Genomic DNA, 24909 nt, shown 5'->3' with positions numbered 1-24909 from the left:
AAAAGGAAGATTTGTATGAAAGAACGTTACAAGCTATTAATCATCGTACTGGTTTTTCTTGGGGCTTATTTCATCCCCTGGGGTCATCCCATCATTCGCCGGTCAGGTCTAGAGGCCTTTCTGATGCTCCAGGAATACGCTCAAGAGCATGTCCTGACCTGCCTGATTCCCGCCTTTTTCATTGCCGGGGCTATTGCCGTTTTTATTTCTCAGGCATCTGTGTTGAAATACTTCGGCTCCACAGCCAACAAGATCCTTTCCTACTCCGTGGCTTCGGTTTCCGGCACGGTACTGGCTGTCTGCTCCTGCACGGTGTTGCCGCTGTTTGCCGGAATCTACACCCGAGGCGCAGGCATCGGTCCCGCAACGGCCTTTCTTTATTCCGGACCGGCCATCAACGTCCTGGCGATTGCCCTCACGGCCAGAGTTCTCGGCTGGCAACTGGGCCTGGCAAGGGCGATCGGCGCGGTGTCCTTTGCCGTTCTCACCGGTCTGCTGATGTCCCTGATATTCCGAAGAGATGACGCCAACCGGATGGCGGGGAACGTCTATTTCCCGGATGAAGATGAAAAAACCCGCACCCTTGGATGCCCTGTGTGCCTGCTCACCATGGTGCTGATCCTGGTCTTTGCCGCCTTTGCCCGCCCGGCACCCGGCGTGTCCGGAATATGGGCCTTCCTGTTTGCCGCCAAATGGTTCATCACGGCGTTTCTGCTGGTTGTGCTTGGCGTCATGCTGAAAGCCTGGTTTTCCACGGACGAGTTGACTCACTGGGTCGAGGCCACCTGGGGATTCATGAAACAGATTTTTCCCCTGCTGCTTGGAGGTGTTCTGGTAGCAGGTTTTCTACTGGGCCGTCCCGGTTATCCGGCATTGATTCCCGAGCACTATATCCAGACCCTGGTGGGCGGGAATTCCCTCTGGGCAAACCTTTTTGCCGCCATTGTGGGTGCTTTCATGTCTTTTGCCACGCTGACGGAAGTGCCCATTCTCCAGGGGCTCATCGGTTCGGGCATGGGACCGGGCCCGGCTCTTTCCCTGCTGCTGGCAGGTCCGGCTCTTTCCCTGCCTAACATGATCGTCATTGTCGGTATCATGGGGATGAAGAAGACCTTTGTTTTCTGCTCAATCATAATCCTATTCTCCACTCTGGCTGGGATGGGTTATGGCTGGCTGGTTTCTCTATAAAATATCCTTTATCATCAGAAAGTTTAGTCAACTCTTTTAATGGAGGTAGATTGTTATGAAAATTAAAGTGTTAGGACCGGGATGTACGCGTTGCCAACAAACGGAACAGCTTGTCCGGGAAGCCGTCGCCGAGGCCGGCGTGGACGCGGAAATCGAAAAAGTAACCGACGTGATGAAAATCGCCTCATACGGCGTTTTCGGAACTCCGGCCGTTATCATCGACGATAAGGTAAAATCCGTGGGGAAAATCCCGAAAAAAGAAGAAATTCTGGCTTGGCTCAAGAAATGATCTCTCCAGGAGAAAGAGCGATGGATAAGAACCGAAAAAAGCGGATTCTTTTTGTGTGCACCCATAACTCCTCCCGGTCGCAGATGGCTGAAGGACTTCTCCGATCTCTGCGCGGGGGCCTCTACGATGCTTTCAGCGCCGGCACCGAACCAACGAGGGTCCATCCCGGGGCCATTGAGGCAATGGCGGAGATCGGCATCGACATCCGTGGTCACCGATCCAAGGGACTCTCTTCCTTCGGGGATGAGCCTTTCGACGAGGTGGTGACCGTTTGCGGTCATGCCCAGGAGACCTGCCCCGTCGTTCCGGGAACTCATTTAAAACGCCATCAGGGATTTGAAGATCCGGCTGCGGCAACAGGTTCTGAAGACGATGTCCTTGCCGCCTTCCGGCGGGTTCGGGACGAGATTCGGGTTTGGATTCTAAAAACCTATTGAAATCTGAATCCTTAAACCGGATATGCGAATTCCTGGCCTCGGCAAAGGGTATCTAAAGACCAGGAACATGGCTCTCATTGAAAAGAAAGGAGAAAACGATGTCAGGAGATAAAATCAGAATTTACGGAACGGATACGTGTCCCTTTACTCGCCAGGCCCGTGCAACCTATAAAGAAAAGGCCATTTTCATAAATGTGGCGGACGATCAGGATAAACTAGATGAAATGCTCGCTTATTCAGGCGGCAAGCGGATTATTCCCGTCATTGTGGATGGGGGAAAAGTGACGGTCGGCTTCTCGCCGGACGGAGGTTCCGGAGGCGGCTGAGCAATATAGCAATTCTCTCGGGGAGAGAAACACGAGTTTAATGCAAACCAAGCCATTGAAATTAAGCATTTACTATGTGAATATTAAAGCAAATATATCACTACAACGACATATAATATTTGACAACAAAAATTATATGAACAATAATCCTCCTGAAGGATCAATTATCCAGAAGGAGGACAGCATGATCTTTAACAATGTCAGTGAAACAGAGATTTTTAGCATACCGAAGTTCGCTGTAGAAAAGACTGACGTTGAAGGGTTTATGGATGAATTGAGGGGATTCCATAGCACCTTTCAGAGTTGCTTTACACGTAGCGAAACTCGCGAGAATTTCTTTCATTACATGGTTGGACAATTCAGCGAACTGGACAGGAAATCGATAGAGCCTATTGCATTGAGGGTCGAAGGTGGGACCGTCCGTTCCATGCAGCGGATGATCAGCGATGCCCAATGGGACGAAGACCTGATCGCGAAGCGTTATCATCAATTGATCGGGGATGATATGGCGCATGGCGATGGCATTTTGATTTTTGATGAGACATCGTTTGTCAAGAAGGGCAATGATTCCATCGGTGTTTCCCGTCAATACTGCGGCTCTCTGGGAAAAGTGGAAAACTGCCAGGTCGGAGTTTTTGCAGCCTATGCCTCTCCTCATGGCTATGCCCTTCTGGACAAGCGATTGTTCATTCCGGAGAAGTGGTTTTCCGAACCTTACAAAGACAGGCGGTCGAAGTGCCGATTGCCCGATAGCGAAACGGTTAAGACCAAGGTGGAACTGGCCATCGAGATGCTGGATCATGTCCAGAAGGAGGAACTTCTTCCCTTTCGATACGTGGTTGCCGATACGGCCTATGGTAGAAGCATCGAGTTTATCGAGGCCATTGAGAAACATCCGGGAAAGACTTACCTTCTTGCGGTACCCTGTGACACGCTTTGTTGGCTCACCTCTCCCGTTACCCGCAAGAAGGCCTACACTTACAAAGGAGAGCAGCGCTCTCGGACCGTTCTTTCTGAAACTGAAAAAGCCCCGGTGACGGTGGAAGCTTTTGCCCGGAATTTGAACAACTACTTCTGGTACAGGAGAATCGTTGCCGAGGGCGCGAAAGGGCCGATTGCTTACGAATTTATGAAGAGAAAGATCTTTCTGCACCGAAATGGCCTGCCCTGTAAATCCGTGTGGCTGATTGTCAAAAGAACCCTTGGTGCGGAGCCCGTTTATTCTTACTTCATCAGCAATGCTCCCAGAAGCACCCGCCTGCCGGTTTTTGTCTGGCTCAGCGGCGTTCGATGGGCGATCGAACAATGTTTTGAAGAAGCCAAGTCGGAATTGGGGCTTGATCAGTACGAGGTCAGGAAATTCTCCGGATGGCATCATCACATATTGACCTGTATGCTGGCTCACTTTTTTCTCTGGCACCTCAAGATCAGGTTGGGGAAAAAAAGCACCCTCTGTTACGCTATCGCAGCTTAGGATCTTATTGGAGGTCGTGCTTCCCCTCCGAAAATTTGATGTTGACAGCGTCATTTCTTTAGTGGCCGGAATACAAAGGCGAAATCATCGTGCCTATTTGTCTCATAGAAAGAAAAAGCAATGCCATTAACTTTCATTTGTCGTTGTAGGGATATTGTCCGGCCTATTCCAGCCCATTGAACACGAGGAAGCCTGGGATGTCTTTTAAAAATGTGGCGGATGCCGAAAAAAAGCTTCGACAGGTAGGGTACATTACCTCGCAGGAAATTGCCACGGTGGTTTTCCTGGCGGGAGCGACCCAGAAACCGGTCCTCGTGGAAGGGCCTGCGGGCGTGGGCAAAACGGAACTGGCCAAGGCCGTAGCAAAGGCGCTGAAGCGGGATCTGATCCGGCTCCAGTGTTACGAAGGGCTCGACGAGAGCAAGGCCCTCTATGACTGGGAATATTCCAAACAGCTCCTCTACACCCAGATGCTGAAAGAGAAGATCCAGGACATCATTGCCGACGCCCGGACGCTTCCGGAGGCGATGAACCGGATCGCCATGCAGGAGGATGCCTTTTTTTCCGACCGATTTGTTCATCCCCGTCCCCTCCTTCAGGCCATCACTTCTGAAGAACCGGTTGTGCTCCTCATTGATGAGATCGACAAGACCGATCCGGAGTTCGAAGCCTTTCTCCTGGAACTGCTCAGTGATTTTCAGGTGACCATCCCCGAGATCGGGACAAAAGGCGCCCGCCACATTCCCTTCGTCTTTCTCACGTCCAACGCCTTCCGTGAGCTGAGCGACACCCTCAAGCGCCGCTGCCTCTACCTGCACATCGACTATCCCGACAAGGAGCGGGAACTGGGAATTCTCGAAGTGAAATTTCCCGGCATAGATCGGGTTTTCGCCGAAAAGATCGTCGAGGCCGTCCGGACGATCCGGGGACAGGACCTGAAGAAAAAGCCCTGTGTTTCGGAAACCGTGGACTGGACGCGATCCCTCATCGCCCTGCAGATGTTCGAAATCAAGCCGGAAGTGATCCGGGGGACCTTGAATGTCCTTTGCAAGAGCGAGGCGGACGCACACGAAGGTTCGGGATCATTTCCCCCGTCCGCCGCAAGACGGTTTAAGCTCAGCCTGAGGGGGTAGGCCATGCTTTCAGCGCTCCTGCAGTTTGCCACCCTGTGCCGCGCGGGAGGATTGAGGGTCTCCACGTCGGAAGTCATTAACGCCGTCCGGTGCCTGGAGCTGATCGACTTCACCCCCGAAGAGCCTTTTTGTGTGGCTCTGCGGACCAACTTCGTCAAGGAGGCAAAGGACCGGGAACTTTTTGACAGAATTTATGACCTTTATTTCCACACCCTGCAAATCGGCGCTGACGACATGCGCTCCCTGGCGCTGTCCAACCGCCTGATCGATCTGGTGGACACCTTCAGCCAGGAAGCCCAGAGATCCGATTCCGCCCTGGAGTTTCTCGATTTTCTGGCAGGCAACCGGGCTGCGTTCCTCCGGGAGCTTCAAAAAATCCTGGATCTTGAGGCAGATGAGCCGGAACTTTCCTTTTCCGAAATCTTCTCCGCCATCCAGAAGAAGGTTCTCCACGGAAGGACCGATCGTCTCCTGACGGAAAGCGATCTCGAGGGCGCCGACATCGAAGGGCGGAGTCTTGATGACCTCCTGCTGGAGCGGTTGGGCATTGCCGGTCAGATGGAGGCCGACGTCCCGCCCGGCCATAAGCTGCCGGGAGCAGATGCCGATTCCGCTGCCGGGCGGGCCAGAAATCTCGAGGAAGTCCCCTTTTTCCAACTCACTCGAGAAGAGGCCAGGGAGGTTCATTCGGCCATCGAACGTCTCGCCCGTAAGCTGCGGGACCTAGTTTCCAGGCAGTATCGCAGAAAACGCAGTGGAATCGTGGATATCAAGCAGACACTCCGCCGAGCCACCCGTTACGAGGGCATTCCCCTGGAGCTCTTCTTCCGCCGGCGACAAAAGCGAAAAGCAAAGATCGTAGCGCTCTGCGACGTTTCCTACTCCGTTTGGAAGGCTGTTCCCTTCATGCTCAACATCCTCTATTCCATCCAGGATTGTCTGAGCCGGGTCCGGAGCTTCGTGTTCATTGCCCGCGTAACGGACGTGAGCGAAACGATGAAAGACCACGCCATCATGGATGCCATCGACCGAATCATGACCAGGTTCAAACTGGAGCTGCCGGGTTACGTGGTCTATGGCAATGGCGAGACGCGCAGCCATATCGACGAGGATCTGGAGATCTCCGATTACGGAATGGCCTTTTCCCAGTTCCAGGAAGAATTTCTGGACATTCTCGACAAGAAGACCACCGTGATCATTCTGGGCGACGGTCGAACGAATTTTCTTGATCCAAAGGCACAGATTCTGGATATAATTCGGGACCATTGCCGCCGCGTCATCTGGCTTAATCCGGAACCTGAAGGGCTCTGGGGCGTCGGCGATAGCGCCATTGAAATTTACCGCCCCTTCTGCGACGACGTCCGCTCCTGCCAGAATCTCAATGAATTGCGGACTTTCATCACCAGCCTTGTTCTTTGATCCAACAGGAACTTAGTCGGCAGAAATTGAAAAGACGCCCTGAATTATGAAGGAAGATCCCAGAGACGACACCATTGACACAACGGCGGACATCTGAAAAGATGATGCCATAGCGGCTGGCCCCGGAACGACCGATAGCGCAGGGAGGGCATTTATGGAAAAGAAAATGAGGATTTACGGAACGGAAACCTGACCCTATTGCCGGCAGGCCCGTGAGGCGTACGGCGAGAGGGCCGTTTTCATCAATGTCGACGGCAACCCGGAGAAACTGGAGGAGATGCTTGCCTCTTCCGACGGCAGACGGACCGTGCCGGTCATCGTGGATGGGGAAAACGTGATTGTCGGTTTTCTGGGGAGGTCACGCATGACGTTAGGCATTCCGCTTTTCGCCGTTGGCTGATCCGTCTGACAGGCCTCTCGGGAAGAGAGCCGCGTGAACCTATTTTAATTTCAAGGAGGGAAAAGCCATGATCGAAGTTTCGAAAAAAGCAGGGGACATGATCAAGGATTTTATGACGAACCGGCACGGGCCCACCACGGTCCGGATTCTTTTGCAGAGCTGTTGAGGCCCCGCCTCTCTGGCCATGGCTCTGGATGAGCCTCAGGAAAACGATACGGTTTTTACGCAACAGGGAATCACCTTTGCAATCGACAAAGACCTCCTGGAAAGGGCCAAACCCATCCAGCTCGATTTTGTAGAAGCCTGCGGACAGGCCGGATTTCAATTCACTTCCAGCCTGCCGGAGGAGAGCTGCGAGGGGGGTTGCTGTTCGTGAGGAGACAAGGCGCTTCACAAACCGGACGAAGCAGGACCTTCGAAACGACAGGCAAGGCTGGGGAAATCCCTGCACGGCGGATTCCCCCGGCCTTGGCCGCAGCGGCATCAAATCGCCTGTGCAGCTCTCGGAATACCTTGTTTTTTTGATTGATTCGGCTCCACCCTTATCCGGACACATCACGCAGGCCGATATGCTCTCCTTATGAACGTCCGGGCCACGACAAACGGGGTACATAATCCCGATCATGTTGTCATCTTCATGCCGAGTCAGGGTCCTCCACCTGAATGACAGGTTCCGGCGAGCTGCTTTTTTTTCAGCGGATTGCACGTATCATCAGGAAAACTATCCCATGAGAGTATTGCTCATTTCCGCCAATTCCGAAACGCTCTACATGACGACCCTTCCCCTGGGCCTCAATTGCGTTGCCGTTGCCGCAAGAAATGCCGGACACGACGTGCATCTGCTCGATCTCATGGGCAACGGAAACAGCGCGTCAATCATCCGGGACGCAATACGGAAGCATCAACCCCATGTCATCGGAATCTCGGTGAGGAACATCGACAACCAGAACATGGCCGACACGAGATTTCTGCTGGAACCTGTGCGCGACACCATCGCCTTGTGCCGTTCCTTCTCCGGCGCCGTGATTGTCGCGGGGGGTGCGGGGTTCAGCATCTTCCCGGAAGCGGCGCTCCGCTACCTGAAGGCGGACATGGGGATCTGCGGCGAGGGGGAAGTGGCTTTTCCGGCTCTTCTCCAGGCGCTGGAGCTGAAGAAAAATCCGTCGGGCATCGCCAGCCTCTGCCTCCCCGGCTCGAAAGTGCAAGGGGAACGCACCGAGGGAGGGGCGCTTGGGGCGCTCCCTCTCCCCGACCCTTCGCTCTGGACCGTGCCGGATGACGTCCGGGCGGAAATCTGGGTTCCCCTCCAGACCAGGCGTGGATGCCCAATGCGGTGCAGCTATTGCTCCACTCCAGCCCTCGAGGGAACCCGGATCAGGACACGTCCTGCTGATGCGGTTGTACAGTCGCTTTCCGACCATGTGGCCGCCGGCTTTAAAAATTTCTACTTTGTCGACAACACCTTCAATCTGCCGCCGAAGTATGCGAAGGATCTCTGCGGAGCGATTGCTTCCGCCGGTCTGGCAATCCATTGGCAATGCATCCTCTATCCAGGTTTTGTGGACGAAGAGCTGGTGCGGAAGATGGCGGCGGCCGGCTGTCTTGAGGTAAGCCTCGGCTTCGAAAGCGGCTTCCCTGCCATTTTGAAGAATCTCAACAAGAGGTACAACGTGGATCAGGTTCGGGCCGCTTCCGAGCTGCTCCGGAAGCACGGCATCCGTAGAATGGGCTTCCTCCTGTTCGGCGGACCCGGAGAAACCAGAGAATCGGTCCGGAAAAGCATGGATTTCGCCGATTCCCTGGAGCTCGATGCACTGGTTCTGACAAAGGGAATCCGGATCTATCCGGGAACGGCGCTGGAAAAGGTCGCCCGCAGCGAAGGCCATATCGCCGGAGGGGATGACCTGCTCATCCCGCGGTTTTATCTGGCCAGGGGCCTCGATGACTGGCTTGATCCGATGATCGGGGAGTGGGCCGCCGACCGCCCCTACTGCATGACATGACGGGGCGCCGCGAACGAAGCTCCCGAAGCGAGCCCTTAGAAGTGAAATCGGCACAGGGGCTGAAGAGAAACACTGTGACGTCAACACAGATCCTGATGAAAACCGCTAGGGGATGCATCCTGGGAAGCATCATCGCCGTTCTCCTGGGATGCGACATTCAGAAAAACATGCTCTATTACCCCGGGTCATACACCATCGCTGACATCCGGCGGTACACTGCGGAGAACGACCTGCTTCTGTGGCCCGGGCCAGACGGAGGGTATCAGGGCATCGTCAGCCGGAAAGGCCCGGCGAATTTCAAGGGCACGATCGTCATCTTTCACGGCAACGGCGGTCCCGCCATATTCCGGACCTACTATCTGGCCGCACTGGAAGCGCGGGGCTACCGCGTCGTACTGGCCGAATATCCGGGCTACGGCGGCCGTTCCGGCGAGTTGAGCGAACAGAGTTTTGTCGCCGACGCCCGGCGGGCAGCGCTTCGCGCCAAAGGGGAATTCGGCGGTCCCTTGTACCTCTGGGGAGAATCTCTGGGCTGCGGCGTGGCATCCGCCCTGGCTGCGGATAAGGAGCTGCGCCCGCAGGGCGTCGTCCTGCTTACCCCGTGGGATTCGCTGCTGGGAATAGCAAAAGCCCAGTTCCCGTGGCTCCCCGTCAAGCTCTTTCTCAGCGATCGCTATGATAATGTGGCGAACCTGGATGCTTATGGAGGCCCAGTCGCCGTCATCCTGTCCGGACGGGACGAAATCATCCCCAACAAATTGACGATGAGGCTGTATCATGCCCTTTCTCCTCCCAAGCGCATGTGGACTTTTGAAAACGCAGGGCACAATGACTGGCCGAGCCATCCCGAACTGGACTGGTGGGACGAGGTCATGGACTTTCTGAATACCGGGGGCGAAAGGTCAGGACCGTGAAGACAGGTGTCATCCCTGCCTACTGCCCGTTCAATGGAGCGCCCCACGATAGCCCTCATAGAGAAGGTTACACCGTCCCATTAGAATGATAACATGTCGACAAAGGGAATCATGTTGGAGAACACTGACGAGAGGTGACGTTATGGAAAGAAAAGGGATTGTGACATTTGCCGGAAACCCGTTGACTTTGGTGGGCAACGAGGTAAAAGTTGGTGACAGGGCACCGGAATTCACGGCCCTGGACAAGGATCTGACCGAGGTTAAGCTTTCCGATTTTGCAGGAAAGGTCAAAGTCATCAGTGTGACACCCTCCCTCGATACGCCTGTATGCGACCTCCAGGCCCGGAAGTTCAATGAGGAGGCCGGCACCCTGGGAGACGGGGTATCCGTCATCAATATCAGCATGGACCTCCCCTTTGCAATCGCTCGATTTTGCACCAGCGCCGGGATCGAGAAAATCAGGACCCTCTCGGATCATCGGGACGCATCCTTCGGCCATGCCTACGGCGTGCTTATCAAGGAATTGAGGCTCCTGGCACGTTCAATTTTTGTCATCGATCCGTCGGATGTGATCCGCTACATGGAGGTCGTATCCGAAATTGCTGATCAGCCGGACTACGGAAAGGCCCTTGCTGAGGCGGGAATACTTTGAGGACATGGGGAAACGCGATATGAACCCGGCTGAAGACTGGCTTCAAACAACAGGGGTTGTAAACGGATGAGCGGGCCATGGATTCCCTCTGGATGTCCGCCATCGGCGAAAATGGATCCGGCGTGGTGGTTCATATTCGCAGCGCACAAGATCCTGGTGCTGGAAGAAGGCAGATCCGTGTCCGTTCCCCGAATCGTCGATCCGGCATCGCTTGGCCTTTCGTCGATCCGGGAGAAGCACCTGGGGACGTTGGCGGGGGTTGACTGCTACTTCGCCGAGGTCTCAGAGCATGCTGCTCTCCCGTCGAAATCGGGGTTTTACGGATTGCGTGAACTCCATGGATTTCTTAGCGAGCCCTTGTTTGCCGTTGCCATGAAGGCCCTGCATCTGCTGGAGTGGGAGGAAACGGCCCGATACTGCGGTTGCTGCGGCAGCAAGATGTCCCCCGCGAAGGATGCAAACGCCCGCCAATGCCCCGGCTGCGGGATGGTGGTTTTCCCTCGTATCTCACCGGCCGTGATTATGCTGGTGGAAAAGGACGGCCAGGTACTTCTGGCCCGCGGCACAAGATTCAAGGCGGACATGTACAGCGTTCTTGCCGGCTTCGTGGAGCCGGGTGAAACCCTTGAAAATGCCGTTCACCGTGAAATCGAGGAAGAGGTGGGCATCAAGGTTCGGGATGTCCGTTATTTCGGCAGCCAGCCCTGGCCTTTTCCCGATTCCCTGATGATCGGCTTTACCGCGAAATATGCCGGCGGCGAACTTAGAATCGACCGAACGGAAATTGCCGATGCCGGCTGGTTTCACCCGGACAATTTGCCGAACATCCCCGGAAAGATCAGCATCGCCCGCCGGTTGATCGACTGGTTCGTCGAAACGAGTCGGCAGAAAAACGCACCGACTGGACCTTAGGGGACTGGTGATGAAACGTAAGACCCTGATGGCTTTTTGTTTGGCCCTTGCCTGCCTGGCGTTTTTTGAACCGATGCCGGCCATGGCATCGCTGCCCGTTCCGGTTGAACCGGTTACGGGTTGCGTCAAGAATGCAAATATGCTCATCCGGGACCCGGAGCAGTATCGCCATGAGCGGCCTCTCCGGATCAACCCCTGCAGCAATATCCCTTTCGATTTCTCAGGCTGTGACGGGAAACTGATCCGGGCCACGGGAGGAATCGATCTCTACAACGGAACCTTTGTGTGCCCGACGGATATGGAAATCATCGGGGACTGCCCTTCAGCAGATGAGACGGCTCTGCAAAATAAAGCCACGCACCCCGGGATGCTCACCGAAGCAGAGGCAGAAAAGATCGTCTGGGATCTTCCCGAGGTGAAAGCCTTTGCGACCCGGCTGAATGGAACGGAGGTACATCCCTTTACCATGATCACCGGCATGCCTGACGCAAAGGCAAAACCGGGGGAACCGGCCGCCGCCTATGAGGTGTACGTGGGGGAAGACCAGGGAACACACACCGTCCGCGTCATGACGTTCCTTGTCGATGCCTTCGACGGAAAGGTCTCCTTTTACGACGCGGTAACGGACCGGGTGATCCCCATCGAAGAATACAGAAGACAGGTGAAACAATGAACGCATCCGGCCATATCCTTTCCCTGAGATCGGCAATTCCCATGAAAGCAGAATCCCTTGTTGAGCCCGGGGTTCCGAAGCGGGGCCTCTTTACAGAGATCCGCAGAAGCCGTCTTTTTTTTCTGCTGGTGGTGCTGGCAACGGCTGCTTCCATCGCCTTGATGGCCGGAACCTCCATGGCGGAGGATTCCGCCGCCGAAACCGTCGCCTTTGTCCGCCAGGGCGACATCTGGATCGCCAAGGTGGACGGTACCGGTCAGCGCCGGCTGACGGATATCGGGGACTGCGGCGGGCCGGCCCTTTCAGCCGACGCCAGGCAGGTGGCCTTTTTCTGCCGCACCGAGAAGGACCTCTACCCCGATACGGGCTTCGGGCAGATCTACCTGATTGAAGCCGCGGACGGAAAGCCGCGCAGAATGAAGTTCGACGGGATTCTCGCGGCAGAGCATCCGGGATTTTCTCCTGATGGGAAGAGCCTGGTCTTCGTGGGCCTCTCGGAAGTCCGGAACGAAGGGAAGAAGGATGAAACCCGGGTCTACGCCACCATGTCGGTCAGCATCGCCGACCTCAAGACGGGAAGCACCCTGAACGTGCTGCGCCATCCAGGGACGATGCTCGATGCGGGATACATCTACAGCAACCCGGCCTTTTCGCCGGATGGGCGGCTGATCCTCTGGCAGGAAAGCGGAAGCGACGTCTCGGGCGGTTTTGCCCTGTCGGATCTGAAGGGGAAGACCCTGTTCCGGTTCCCTCCCGAAGCCGAGGACTCGACACCCCACTGGAACCCGAGCCTCGCCCCCGACGGGCAGACGGTTCTCTGCTATTCTCCTGCAACATCGGAAGGCTCGGACGACACAATCCACCTGGTTGACCGGAAAACGGGAAGGCTGGTCCATGTAACGACCGGGGCCAGCCCTGCTTTTGTCCGCAGCGGCACGGCGATCGTTTTTGAACGCTGGGTCAACCGCTGGAGCGAAAAGGCTTCCTCCAATCTCTGGATCCTGGAGCTGAAGCCGGGAGCCATTCCGAAACAGATCATCGCCGACGCCTCCGAACCCGCAGGGGCGGCGCTGAAGCCTGGAAACTCGACGGGCCCTATCGAAGTCCTGTCGTCACGGAAAGCATCCCAAAAGGGTTCGAATCGTTGAAGGTAACAATGGGAACCCGCCCTGCCTGCCCGCCGGCACCCTGCCAGCGGGCGCTGGCCAAAATCGTTCCTCCACGCCCCGCCTTGAAGGTGACTCCCCCTTCATTTCCAAGCCGGACGTTGACGTTCCTTTCTTCCCCCGGCTTCAGCCGGTTGGACGGAGAGAAGGATTCCCCCTCCGTAAAGATATGAACGTTTTCCCGGGATGCGTTTTTATACTCCGCTGTCACGGAAGAGGCAGACGCCATCCCGGAAACCGGCGGCGTGGCCCTCAGGCTGCCGACGGCTGAAGACCCCGCAGGATACCCGTCAACGCGGGTGAATCCCCTGCCACCGGACTGGCTGTTGTGCGCCCAGGTCGAGGGTTCGGAATCGACAACCGTGTACGAACCCGCCGGAACGGTGATATTGGGATAGCAGATCCAGCTGGCATTTTTGACGCCGCCCTGGCCATCCATTCCCTCTGTCTGCCAGGGGCCGTACAGAACGCCGGCGGAACTGCGAAGGGCTATCGTGCCGGGACGCGATCCCCTGGCGTTGTTCCAGTGGTAATTCTGAATAAGGGTGATGACATGCGGGGTCGAAACGGTTATGACCGTCGGTTTCGTGGGGTTGTTGTAAACGCCGCCGATATTACCGCTGTCAAAAATCACCTTTGCCTTCGAGCTGTTCACAGGCGTCGTCTTAATGGGCGACGGCGCTGTTTTCTGCACCGGCGGTTTATTCGCCGCCGACTGCAGTTGCGCTATGTGGCTGTTCAAGGCCGGGTCGGGCCAGTAGTTCAGGCTGTCGCGGTACTTTGAGATCGCCTCTGCCAGTCTCCGCTGCTGCTGAAGGGAAGCACCCTCAGCCCTCAGGCGCTTGGCCTGCGCCTTGCGCCCCTCCAGATCCGCCACGTAGGCGGAGCGGGTCGGATCGGACCAGGCCTTCACGCTTTCCCTGAATTTCAAAAGGGCCTCTTCCGGCCTTGCGGCGTTCAGGGACGCCGTCGCTTCTTTCCAGAGCCGGTCGGCAAGGGTTTTCTGTTCCGCCTGCTTCGATAATTCGCGCTCCAGAAGGGCCACATGATCGGAAAGGGCCTTGTCCGGCACAAGGGCGAGGCTCTGCTTGTACCTGGCAACCGCTTCCGGATAACGCTTCGAGCTCTGGAGCTGCTCGCCTTCCGCGCGCAGCTGCCTGGCGCGGGCGGCATTCGCCTTGGCGTCGGCCTGCTTTTTCATCTCCGCTTCAATCTGCCGGATATACTCATCCAGTTTCGGATCGGGCTGGCAGCGCAGGCTCTCGCGGTATTTGCCCACGGCTTCCGAATACTGCTTCCTGGCGGCGAAGGCATCCCCCTGCCGGCGCAGTTCCAGGCATGCCTGTTTCGCGGCGGCCTGCCTGTTCAGCGTGTCCACGAGCTTTTGAACATAAGCCTCCCGTTCCCGGTTGCCCGGTGCGCAGGCGATGTTCTCCCTGAACTTCGCAGCCGCCTCCGCATGCTTCCCTGCATCGTACAGTGCCGTTCCCTCAACCCATTTCGCCTCGCATTTCCGTGCGGCCTCCTGCTGCTGCGCCCTTGTCCGCTGGAGTTCTGCGAGCTTCCACTTCAGTTTGTTCCAGTGAATCTCCATGTCGCCGTTTCGCGGACGGATCTTCAGGGCCTCTTCCGATGCGCCGATCCCTTTCTTGATCGTCTCTTCATCCAGGGGCTTGTCCGTCATGGCAAGACCGGCGGCATAAGCATAAAGCTCCTTGAACCTCTTGTCCTTGGCCGAGGCGTCCTCGAGAAGCTTATAATACTTGGCATAGTCGGGATCGGAGATGTCGCCGTTTTCCTTGATCGCCTTCAGCCCTTCCGCATACTGCCTGGCGGCGGGTTCGAAATCATTGGCCTGGTAATAGCGGTCTCCGTTGGCGAAAAACGTCTTTGCATATTCCTTGGCATTGCGGCCCTTCTGCCCCTTTTCCATGGCCGCAGCGAGGTCCTCAAGCTGCCCGCGCCGCGGATCGCCCTGTTTGAAGCGCCCGGCTCGGCTTTTCAGTTCCTTCGCCACCGCGCCCAGGCCGTTGGCGTCAGCCGGGCTTCCCTTTGCAAAATTCGCCTTTGCATTTTCGTAATACTGCATCGCTTCGCGCCGCTCGGCCAACCTGGCATTGACCATCTGCAGCGACGAAGTGTACTGCTTTACATCGGCCGGAGAAAGCTCCTGGGTCATCACCTGCTTCAGGTGCGTTTCCGCCTGCTCCCATTCCTGCTCCTTGAACAGGCGCGTCCACTCTGCAAAGCTCTGCTTCGAGAACTCGGTGTACCAGGCAAGCCCCTTGTTCAGATCGTCATTGACCCGCCTCCAGACGGGGTTTTCCGTCGACTGGCCGGCCGCCAGGGGACGCAGGATGTCCTGCAGCTCCAGCATGGCTTTGTGAGCGGACCAGACCTTCTTCTGCCCGATGTAGCCGTCGAACTCCCTGGCCTTCGCCTCGATCCGGGGCCACTGCGCCGCATAGGCCTTCGCATCGCTCAGCTTCTTCTTCGCGTCGGCGTCCGCAGGGTTCAGCTTGACGGCCTGCTCCAGCCGCTTGATTGCGGTCGTGTAATCGGCCTTGTGCAGGGCGTCCCAGCCGTTCTTCTTGGCTGCGCCCCCCAGTTCGGCCAGCACGGGTGCGGCAAGGGCGGCGTCCATTTTTGCAGCCTCCTCGGCAAGGGCGACCGCCTCATCAAGTTTTCCCTGGTTGGCAAGCTGCCTGGCCTGGGAAAGCTTCTGTGTTTGCTGATTCTTCGCCTTCGCGATCTCCTCCTGCTTCTTTTTCAGAAGATCCCCGGCTTCAAGAACCGGCTTGTACTTTCCGTGGAGTTTAGCCGCTTCGTCGAGTTCCTTTTTCGCTTCGGAAATTTTACTCGACTCGATGAACTTCCTGCACGACTCCACATGGGTCAGGACCTTCTGCTTTTCCGCCGTCCAATTCCGGACCAGGGTGGCCGCCTCCGTATTTTTCGGATTCAGAGCCGCCGCCTCCCCGGCCAGCACAATCCCCTCATCTAGGCTCCCCTGAGCGACGAGCCCCTTTGCCTTCACAAGTTTTTCCGCAGCCTGCCTGGCCTTGTCCGACCCCTCCAGGGCTTCTTTAGAGATGGAGATGTTCACCGATTGGGCCGCGTCACCAAGCTTCACCCCCTCGGTGTCAGTAACCTCCAGTTTCACGGTATAACTGCCGGTGTTGCTGCAATTGATGCGGATTTCGCTGCCGCTGCCCGGCATGCCGCAGCTCCCCGCCGGGTCGACCGACCAGCGGTAGCGGGGAGATTCCGGCTGGGGGGTAATGGTCGCCTTCAGGAAGATATCGCGAAACACGGTAAATTCATTTGGTTTAACCGTCACCATTCCGCATTTCTGGGCCTGACCGAGCTGCGTATCGCATTTCCAGATCTGCGGTGGCGATTCCAGGTACCGCGGTTCGCTGATGGAGACATTATAGGCCTGGGCGGTGATCGTCACTTCCTTGGTGCCGACCTCATCTCCGCCGTCCTTGGTTTTGGCGTGAACCGTCACGTTAACCGGCTTGCCGTCCTTGGGTTTGAAGGACGCCTTGTCTCCGGTGCCGCTCCAGTATCCCGGAATGTCCCACCAGAAGCCGATCATGTCCTCGCCCATGGCCGGTTGGGACTGGACCTGAAGTTTGACTTCCTGCCCGATGCTCGGCTTTTCCGGAGTCACCGTCACCGTCAGTTCGGGATTGACGACGGAAATGGGAATCTGTTCCGATTCGCCGACGGTGACCTTGCCGCCCTCCATTTCCCTCTGCACCGTCACCCAGACGGGGGTTGTTCCCGACTTTCTGAAGGTGGCCGTATTCCGTGCCTGGGACCCTCCTGAGGTCTCGTAGCTCGGATTCTTCGGGTCGCCGAAGATGGCGTCGGGATTTCTTTCCCAGAGATAGAAGAGCGTCGATCCCGTATAGGGCTTGTCGCCCGAGAAGACCTCGGCAAGAAATGTCGCCTTTCCGCCCACGGGAACGCTGTCTTCCTTGGGGCTCTCTTTGGTGATTTTCACTGTCAAGGTGTTGCACTGAATGGTCACGGAATCCGAGGCGCTGTCACCGTCCATGTCGGTAACCGTGACGCTTGCCGCACAGGCCTTGCATTCCCTGGTATTGACGACCTTCGCCTGCGCCTCTTTCGCATCCTGGGCGCAGCCGCTCCAGACAAAGGAGTATCCGCCGCTTCCTTCGGCAGCCTCAGCCTGAAGTGTGATGATGTCACCGAAATCGGCGGGGTTTTTCGACGGTTTGATTTTGACCGTCAGAGGCTTTTTGTATTTCTTGTTCTCCTTCTTCCTCAGGGCATCCGCTTTTTTCGGATCGTAGGTATCCTTGCCGAAGGCGCCTTCCCAGCACCCCTTGGCACAGTCACTCGGTCCGCCGAAGAAATGGCGCCTTGTGCAGCCGAAGGCCCCGGCGCCGCCGAAGCAGGGACCGCTGCTGTCGCATTCCGGAACGGACTTTCCCTGCGGATCATACCAGACGCCGATGTGGCCCGCCCATCCGCTTGAACAGCGGCACAGGCAATTGAAATACAGGTTCTTTTTTTCTTCATCCGTCGGCGGAGGGGTGCAGCCCTGCTCCAGCGAAGGCTTGGACGTTTCAACGCATCCGGCCGGGCTTTTCGCAATGACGGTCCGTGTCTGCTTCTTGGTTCCCCTGTTGCACTCGCCCCATTCGGAATACTCGTAGGAGCAGGATGGCGGCGGCGCCTTTTTGCCGTCCGCTCCATCCATCCCGGAAGCCGTACCGTCACTGGTTTTACTGACGTCATCCGTTTTCGGCTCATCCTTTTTCTGAGCCCTGGCGGTCAGCATCGACCGGGATGACGTCCCAACCGTCTTTTTCCCCGCCGTGGTGTCCATCACCGCCGCGGCGGAGATGGTATAGGACCCGGGTTCCTTGGGAGAGAAGGAGAGTGAGCTGTCGCTTCCACCCACGGGATAGTTGTTGACACGCCACTCGATGCGTGATTTGGCGAGAAGATTCTGCTGGGCCCGGTCCCTTGTGGCGACCGAAACGTTGTAGGTGACCGGTTTGCCGACTTCCGTTTCCGAGGGACCCGAAACGATAAGGGTCAATGCCGCCGTTTCCTTGGGTGCGATATCCACGGATTTCTCTTTCAGAACCTTGCCGTATTTTCCTGTCGCCGGGTTCCACCAGTCGTAGAGCCGAACCGTCAGCCGCCCTCTTCCGGAAACGATGAAGGAGGCGGAATCGGCATGAATCTCTTTTTTCTTCAACCCGCCTTCAAACCGCCAATCCCAGATCACGTCCCGATGAAGCTTTCCCGCAACCACCTTCGCGGTCGCCGAAACCTCCTCGTCCTGTTCGGGTGTGGCATTGCTCAGCAGGAGATCGATTTGCAGCTCGCCAACCAGGCAGGCCTGAAGGGCTCGGTAGGCCTTTCCTCCCTCTCCTTTCGCGATTTCGAACTCCTTCTGTGCTCCCACCAGGCGCACCTCGAAATCGCGTGCCGTGCTCTTGTAAAGGGCGGCCTCTCCGGAGGCAAGCCCGTAGGGAAGAGAAAAGACGAAGGTCATGAAGGCGTCCTGCATGGCGGCATTTTCCATGGCGGCCCGCATCGAAAAGTCCGGTGCCCGGGCCGCACGGTCGCGGGCTTCGGCATACCGCCGCTGAGCCGCCTCATAAGAGCTTCCCCATGTCGATGTCCCCCCCGCCAGGTGATCGTAGTATTCGATCAGGTTCTCGATGAAGGCCACCTTGTAGCGCAGCGGCGCCAGGAGATCGAAAACCGTTTTGTGACATTCATTGTTCCTGTCGTAGCGGGTTTCCGAATAATTCATGTCCTTCAGGAAAAGTTCGATCTGCTCGATAATCCCCTTTCTACCGGCTTCCATCATGGCGAGCATCTTGGAAATGCGCCCCTTGTCGAACTCCGGATAACCGGTAAGGTACCAGTTGGAGGGAACATAGGGCGATGACGCTTCGCTGAGCAGGTCCGTCACACGGCGGAGCTTTCCCGCCATTTCTCCATAGCTCTTCACATAATGCTCATAGATGCGCATTTTGGAAAGCGGCAGACTCTCCTGCTCCCAGACATTCTTGATGACGCGGGAGTAGGCCTCCACCGAGGCGTCGGCATTGCTCACCAGGCTGGACGTTCTCAGCTCCTCTTCGAGCCTTTTCAGCTCGTCGCGCAGGCGCGTCACTTCGGCATCGTAGTCTTTCGCGGCGCGCAGTTCGTCCTCCGCCCATTTCTTCAGATGGGAAAGGGTCTGATTCAGGGCGGCGGTCCGGACCCGGTTGTAGGAGGCGAAGAGGATCTTGCTTCCCTTGCCGCCCCGGGCCTCGATCTTGATCTTCACCAGGAACTCGTCGTCCCATTCCTTGTCGTTGAAGTCCGGATAGACGCTTTTCAGTGCGTCGCGCAGCGCCTTGACGGACGGATACTGCGGCATGATGTTCTTTTCGGCGTAGTCGCGGATGGAGTCATTGATGGTCACGTCTCCGAATTTCGCGGAGGAGTACGCGACGTTCCCCTTATCGGTGAGAAGCCATTCATAGGTAATGGGGTGGCGCAGCCCCTGGCGGTCGAAGAGCCCCTGCAGTTCCCTGGGCTTCGAATTCGTCCAGAGTCCCGATTCCACCCAGGCCTGGATGAGGTTTTGGGCCTGGCGAGCCTCGTAGGCCGCCGTCGCAACCGGTTTGGTCGCCATCAGAATGCCGGTCACCACCGCCGGCAGCTGCCCGCCGGGGACACAACCCATGATGCCGATGGTCACCCAGAGGCCCGCATCCAGGGCCTTTGACGCGTCGCCTTCATAGTATGCCTGACCGCCCGATATCAGCCCCTGGGCAAAATCACCCACAATGGGAAGGGAGGTGACCCAGGCGTTTTCCAGGGCCAGGGCCTCATCCTCCGGGCTCATCGCGGGACCGTTCAGGATGTCGTAGGATTGATAGAGCGCAGCGGCCACACCCACGACCGCGTCGAAGGCGCCGACGCTGATCGACGGATCTCCCAATTTCGTATAGGCCGGATTGAACATCAGATCCCGCACCTTGGACTGCAGCTGGCGCAGCGTCCCTCCCCCCTTTGCGATGCGCGGCTGCGCCTTGGCGCAGAATCCCTTCATTTTCGCCATCTGCTCTTCGGGGCTGAGACCGGCCCGGATCTTGTTCTGGACGGCGATTTCCTCTGAACGCCAGCCGATCTTCTTCAGGTCGCTCTCAGAAGCTTCCCGCATCTCCTTCAGCAGCTTTTTCAGTTCGTCATCGGGCGACTGGAGAATCGCGGCAGGCTGAGAGCGGCGCCAGTCTTCCATCAGCCGCTCCAGGTCAAGAGTCTCGTCCAGGCTGACCATGCTCCCGGCGTTCAGGGCGATCAGTTCCTTTTTCACCCGGTTCACCTGCCCCCGCAACGCTTCCGAAAGCTCTCCACCCGCCTCGAGGGCCTCCAGGTCGGCCTTGTTCACCCGCCCCATCTTCGCGAGCATCTTGAGAATCCGGCCGGTGAGTTCGCCACCCTCATCCATCAGCCCCAGGTTCTTCAGGACAAAGCGCAGTGCGGCCTTGCCGGCATCGGTATCGCCGAATTTCGTCTTCAGTTTTTCCAGCAGCTGCTCCTGCAGGGCCTTGCCGTTGGGCGCGGTCTTCAGCTTGTTGAGTCCGGCCACGATCTCGTTGAGGTCCATGCTGCCCTTGGCCTCGCGCATGATTTTCTCGATATCGTCCAGGGAGCGGGCCGAGCTTGAACCCAGTTCGGCGACGATCCGTCCCATGTCCTTCATCATCTGGGACTCGGTCCAGCGGAAAAGCATATTGCTGATGCCGCGGTTGAAGTCATCCACATTGCCCATGCCCAGTTCGGCCAGGATCTGATTGGCGCGCGAGGGGTTGTTGCTCACCGCCTTGGCCGCCGCCAGGACCTTCAATTCCTCTTCGGTAAGATCCTGGATGGCGTTGAGCCCCATGTCCTTCCAGACGCGCATGGCGTATTTGGCGTTGTCCGAAGGGCCGCCGTGCATATGGGCAAAGAAGAGGGAATAGTCCGAGGCGATCTTGGTGAATTTGACCTGCCCGCCCCCCAGGCCTCCGAAGCCGATCCGCTCGACGATTTCGTCGGGCAGGGCCTGGATACCACCCTGCCGGAGCGTCCACTGGCCGTTGGCATCCTGGGCAAAGACGCGGGTCCTGCCGGGATCGTCCAGGTAGGTCTTCCGGAACCACTCCTGCCCCGTCGCGCCGCCATAGTAGTCGGGATTGGAGGCCGCAGCGAAATGCGCCTTGACGTTGTTGGTCATGGCATTACGGATTTCGTCGCGGAACATGCGGACGACGTCATCCTTCGAGTCTCCCCGTGACAGGGCATCCTTTGCCTTCTTGTAGGCGTCGTGGAGGTTGCGGTAGCCGTAATTGGGCAACTCCGTCGTGCAGACGGCCAGGGTGCCCGCGGAGAGCTTTTTCGGAACTTCCCCCGGATACTTGCTGAGAATGGGATCATTCCCGGCGTTTCTGAGAATCCTGCCCGTCACCGTGTCAAAACTCGACTCGATGGCGGATGCCGCGTTGTCGCCGTTCTTGCCGAGATAGAGGATGTCGGCGTCCCGTCCCGGTTTCCAGCTTCCCGTTGCCGCGAAAACCGATTCGGCTTCGCCCAGCGACCGGGCCGCCATCTGGGCGGACTCTCCGGCAACATTCACACGGATCTGCTGCACGCGGCTCTGCAGGGCCTCTGGCAGGCGGCTCATGTTCTGTTCGTACCACTTCAGATCCCGGGTCATGAGCAGCAGGGCCGAATCCGTCGGTTTATCTCCCTTGAGGATCGACATGAGAATATGCTCGCCAAGGTCATCAGCCCGGCTTATGGAAGCCGCGCCCAATAACAGCAGGCTTGCAAGAGCAATCCAGACTGACAAAAGAATGTTGAATCTTCCCCTTCGAGTGTTACTCATGAACGCCTCCTGAATCGATAACCCTTCTGTTTTCTTCGATACGGCGGACTGCCGCCGCCTTTGACCGGTGCGAAAAAAAGCCCCCCTCCGTCGAGCACGGGGGAGGGCCGTTTTTATCCTGATGACTCATCCATGATTATTTGACGATGAACACTTTATGAGCTTCCAGTATCTTCTTGAACTCCGGATGTTTGCGCAGGTTATTGAGGTCCGGATCCTTGCGCAGGGATTCATAGTCGCTGAATCCGTTTGCAAGAGCCGCATCCAGTTCATCCAGTCCGAAGTCCACATCCCCCTTCAGCGAATAGAGGCACGCCAGATTGTAGCGGATGGAAGGGCTGTCCGATTTGAGTTCCTTGGCTTTTTTCAGATCTTCCAGGGCCTTGTTGAATTTATGCTGCTGCATATAGGCGACGCCGCGGTTTGAGTAGGCATCGGCATAGTCCGGAGCCTTTTCTATGGCCAGAGAAAATTCCTTCAAGGCGTTCCCTATGTTTTCGTCAAAAAGGGCTTTGTTCTGTGCGTTCTTCGCCGTTGAAACATAACTCAGCCCCTGCTTGATGTGGCTCTTCACCTCAATGGACGCATCCGCAGACGCTGCGGGGGCCTGCTGTTCCACCGGAGCAGGCTGCGGAGCCGCTGGAGCGGCCGGGGCGGGAGCGGGTGCTTCCTGTTTCGGCATTTCGGCTTTTTCCTTGCCATCCTGGGCCTTTTCACATCCGGTTAGAGAAAGCGATGCGCAAAACAGGGCCGCTGCCGCGAAAACCATCGTGCTGTAATGAAACTTGCTGAGCATAAAAAATATCCTCCTTCGAAATGGTTAAATTGATTAACGCCGTCTCTGCCCGAGCGGCATGTTCCATTCGCTCTGTGACGCAACAACCTGTGGATTCTGGTCGATATCGCCTCCCTTTTCCTGCTTGACCCGCTGTGTGACACGAGGCTTTGCGTAGTAAAAGGCGTTCTGCACCGCTCCGTTGTTCCTGTTGAGCCCATCGAGAAAATAATAGGTAAAGATGCTGTTGTTCAACTGATCCGACTCCCAGGACTGTTCACCGGCCCCGCTGGCGCCGATAAGGACCTTGCCCCATCCGTCCTGGCCGCCCATGGATTTCGATCCTCCCGATGCCTTCCTTTTCGGACCTTCATCGTCAAGAACGATATCCTTGGCGCCGAGCAGTCGCCTTCCGTATTGGGGTGAAAGGCCATAGCCCTCATGATCGTCGGCACCCAGCGATTTGCCGCCTGGGGGAAGAAAGCCCGGCACCTTGCTGTAGGCGCCGTTGCTGTAGCAGGCGTCCAGAATCATCACCAGCCGCTTGGCCTGCAGATTGTCGATAAAGTCCCGCAGGATTCCTTCACTGATGGACGTGTGCCACACTCTCTCCCTGGGCTTGATTTCGGTATCGTAGGTGACGATGAACACACCGCCGAATTTTTCCGGCGGCGTACCGTGGCTGCTCATATAAACCGTGACGAGATCATCGGGGCCGGCCATCCTCTTGATGCGATCGAGGGCCGCCGCGATATTCTTTCTTGTGGCATTCGCATTCGTCAGGAAGGTCACGTTCGAGGGGGGGAATCCTCCCCGGTTCGGATCGACAAGAAACCGGTAAAAGGTGTTCGCGTCATGTACGGCAAAATGCAGTTTCGGGATGTTGCTCATGAACTCCCCGACACCGACGACCAAGGCGTAGCGGTTGCGGACGGGCCCCGGAGGAGCGTCACCCCTGACCGCGGGCTTCAGGACATTGGCCCGGGAAAAGAGATTGCTGAGTCTTCGCTCCCATTCCTTTACCTTGATATGTTCCGGCGTCACCGGTGAAACCCACCGGATGCCGACGACGGTCTGAGCGATGGAGAAGGCACGGTCCACCTGTATCTCATCTTCATAGGAACCCTTCAGCTGCACCCGCCCAAAGGGGTCAAGTTCAACGAATCCGCCACTGATGCCGCCACGGAGAAGCAGTTCATTGATCTGGTCGATGTGGGAGCTTAAAACCGGTGTATCCGCGGAACGCGCCGGAATGGTCACCATGAGCGCGACGACCAGGCACAGCAGAAAGGAAGCGGTCAAACGCGCCTTCGAAGGGTGATGCGTGCTCCCCGCCCGGCTCCGACTGCAGGGGGCGGTTTTCATGTTGCACAAAATGCTCATAAGGTCTTCCTTTTGCTCTCCATCTATTTTTTCTTTTTCGCTTTCTTCTTGACGTCGCCCTTACCCAGTGATTTTGCACCACTGACGGTCCCTTCAACGGACTCCGACGGACCCATGGCCAATCCCTTTTCAACAGTGAGATTCTGCGTCAATTGATCGGTCTTTCCGAATGCGGACACCTTGAGGGTAATGCGGTAACGGCCCTCCGGTGCATCGGCGGGGATGTCAAAGTTTCCTTCGGCACGCCTCGTTCCAATGGCGGACGTGACCTCCTGATCCACCGAGCCCAGATCCTTCCACTCATTCTTTTCGGGATCAAAAAAAGCAAGGGCCCGGGTTTCGGTCACTTTGACCTCACGTTCGCCTTCCGGCGCCATGACGTAATAGGAGCCGTTCATCTGCACTTTTCCTCCCGGGGACACACCGGAGGGATTGAGGACATAATTCTCTATTTTAATGACTTCACCCTGCGAGGTATCGTATCCTGTCCGCTTCGCCGTCTCCGCCCCCCCGGCGACGGGATAGCTCGTCAGATCCGAATAGGCCGCGAGGCATCGCCCCCAGGCGATGGCGAAGGCCAGGGCGCCGCCCACGGCGGCACCCGCCGCGGCACCGATGAGTGCCCCCTTCCCCTTGCCGGACACGGCCCCAATAAAGGCGCCTCCAAGCGCCCCTCCGATTGCGCCTACCGCGGTATAGGTGGCAATGCACCGGCGCTGTGCCGATGCCCGCTCTTCCGGTGTAAGGGGCGTACCGGGCGGCGGCAGCGGCGCACAGGCTGAGAAAAGAAAGACCACTAACAGAACAGGAATCAGTCGGCGGAAATGTTTCATCTTCACGGCTTTCAT

General features: G+C 57.2%; 19 protein-coding genes. 15 read left to right on the top strand and 4 right to left on the bottom strand.

All coding sequences use genetic code 11. The annotated features are described in order from the left end of the window. Positions 1-15: 15 nt before the first annotated feature. From AB3175_RS08455 to AB3175_RS08385, 15 genes are all read left to right on the top strand, one after another. On the top strand, positions 16-1188 hold the full coding sequence (locus AB3175_RS08455; RefSeq protein ID WP_367360508.1) for a permease: 1173 nt from the start codon (positions 16-18) through the stop codon (positions 1186-1188). 55 nt (positions 1189-1243) lie between these two features. Continuing rightward, positions 1244-1477 carry a thioredoxin family protein gene (locus AB3175_RS08450; RefSeq protein ID WP_367360507.1) on the top strand — a complete coding sequence of 78 codons (234 nt, stop codon included), beginning with the start codon at positions 1244-1246 and terminating at the stop codon, positions 1475-1477. Positions 1478-1497: 20 nt separating this feature from the next. Beyond that, positions 1498-1914 (top strand): arsenate reductase ArsC, encoded by a 417-nt coding sequence (locus tag AB3175_RS08445; RefSeq protein WP_367360506.1) that lies wholly within the window; start codon positions 1498-1500, stop codon positions 1912-1914. Between the two features lie 98 nt (positions 1915-2012). Then, complete coding sequence (locus AB3175_RS08440; RefSeq protein ID WP_367360505.1) at positions 2013-2240, top strand: UXX-star (seleno)protein family 1; 228 nt, start codon at positions 2013-2015, stop codon at positions 2238-2240. A 184-nt stretch (positions 2241-2424) separates the two neighbouring features. Next, entirely contained in the window at positions 2425-3714 is a 1290-nt protein-coding gene (locus tag AB3175_RS08435) for an IS701 family transposase (protein WP_367360504.1), read from the top strand. 197 nt (positions 3715-3911) lie between these two features. Further along, a complete protein-coding gene (locus tag AB3175_RS08430) occupies positions 3912-4847 on the top strand; it encodes an AAA family ATPase (protein WP_367360503.1) in 936 nt (311 codons plus the stop codon). A gap of 3 nt (positions 4848-4850) precedes the next feature. Further along, on the top strand, positions 4851-6266 hold the full coding sequence (locus tag AB3175_RS08425) for a VWA domain-containing protein (protein ID WP_367360502.1): 1416 nt from the start codon (positions 4851-4853) through the stop codon (positions 6264-6266). Between the two features lie 154 nt (positions 6267-6420). Further along, a complete protein-coding gene (locus tag AB3175_RS08420; RefSeq protein ID WP_367360501.1) occupies positions 6421-6666 on the top strand; it encodes a UXX-star (seleno)protein family 1 in 246 nt (81 codons plus the stop codon). 67 nt (positions 6667-6733) lie between these two features. Continuing rightward, a complete protein-coding gene (locus AB3175_RS08415; RefSeq protein WP_367360500.1) occupies positions 6734-7042 on the top strand; it encodes an IscA/HesB family protein in 309 nt (102 codons plus the stop codon). Between the two features lie 352 nt (positions 7043-7394). Beyond that, positions 7395-8669: a radical SAM protein gene (locus AB3175_RS08410; protein ID WP_367360499.1), complete on the top strand. Its 1275-nt coding sequence runs from the start codon at positions 7395-7397 to the stop codon at positions 8667-8669. A 74-nt stretch (positions 8670-8743) separates the two neighbouring features. Next, on the top strand, positions 8744-9583 hold the full coding sequence (locus AB3175_RS08405; protein ID WP_367360498.1) for an alpha/beta hydrolase: 840 nt from the start codon (positions 8744-8746) through the stop codon (positions 9581-9583). A 142-nt stretch (positions 9584-9725) separates the two neighbouring features. After that, on the top strand, positions 9726-10235 hold the full coding sequence (gene tpx, locus AB3175_RS08400) for a thiol peroxidase (RefSeq protein ID WP_367360497.1): 510 nt from the start codon (positions 9726-9728) through the stop codon (positions 10233-10235). Positions 10236-10301: 66 nt separating this feature from the next. Continuing rightward, entirely contained in the window at positions 10302-11147 is an 846-nt protein-coding gene (gene nudC / locus AB3175_RS08395; RefSeq protein WP_367360496.1) for an NAD(+) diphosphatase, read from the top strand. Positions 11148-11157: 10 nt separating this feature from the next. Next, positions 11158-11820 (top strand): hypothetical protein, encoded by a 663-nt coding sequence (locus AB3175_RS08390; protein WP_367360495.1) that lies wholly within the window; start codon positions 11158-11160, stop codon positions 11818-11820. Next, complete coding sequence (locus AB3175_RS08385; protein WP_367360494.1) at positions 11817-12968, top strand: TolB family protein; 1152 nt, start codon at positions 11817-11819, stop codon at positions 12966-12968. The genes AB3175_RS08390 and AB3175_RS08385 overlap by 4 nt, the downstream gene beginning before the upstream one ends. On the opposite strand, the gene AB3175_RS08380 is transcribed toward AB3175_RS08385, so the two are convergent. From AB3175_RS08380 to AB3175_RS08365, 4 genes are all read right to left on the bottom strand, one after another. Then, positions 12916-21903 (bottom strand): hypothetical protein, encoded by an 8988-nt coding sequence (locus AB3175_RS08380; protein WP_367360493.1) that lies wholly within the window; start codon positions 21901-21903, stop codon positions 12916-12918. The two genes, AB3175_RS08385 and AB3175_RS08380, sit on opposite strands and share 53 nt — an antisense overlap. A gap of 136 nt (positions 21904-22039) precedes the next feature. After that, the gene (locus AB3175_RS08375) at positions 22040-22699 is read right to left on the bottom strand and encodes a tetratricopeptide repeat protein (protein ID WP_367360492.1); all 660 of its coding nucleotides are present in this window, start codon (positions 22697-22699) and stop codon (positions 22040-22042) included. 33 nt (positions 22700-22732) lie between these two features. Next, positions 22733-24061, bottom strand: coding sequence for a caspase domain-containing protein (locus AB3175_RS08370; protein WP_367360491.1), 1329 nt, complete (start codon positions 24059-24061; stop codon positions 22733-22735). Positions 24062-24084: 23 nt separating this feature from the next. Then, complete coding sequence (locus AB3175_RS08365) at positions 24085-24900, bottom strand: hypothetical protein (protein WP_367360490.1); 816 nt, start codon at positions 24898-24900, stop codon at positions 24085-24087. Positions 24901-24909 lie beyond the last annotated feature (9 nt).

This window comes from Syntrophus sp. (in: bacteria) (genome assembly GCF_040768185.1).
Lineage (GTDB): Bacteria > Desulfobacterota > Syntrophia > Syntrophales > Syntrophaceae > Syntrophus > Syntrophus buswellii.
The sequence above is the reverse complement of the archived record's forward strand: the minus strand, read 5'-3'. Positions and strand labels throughout refer to the sequence as shown.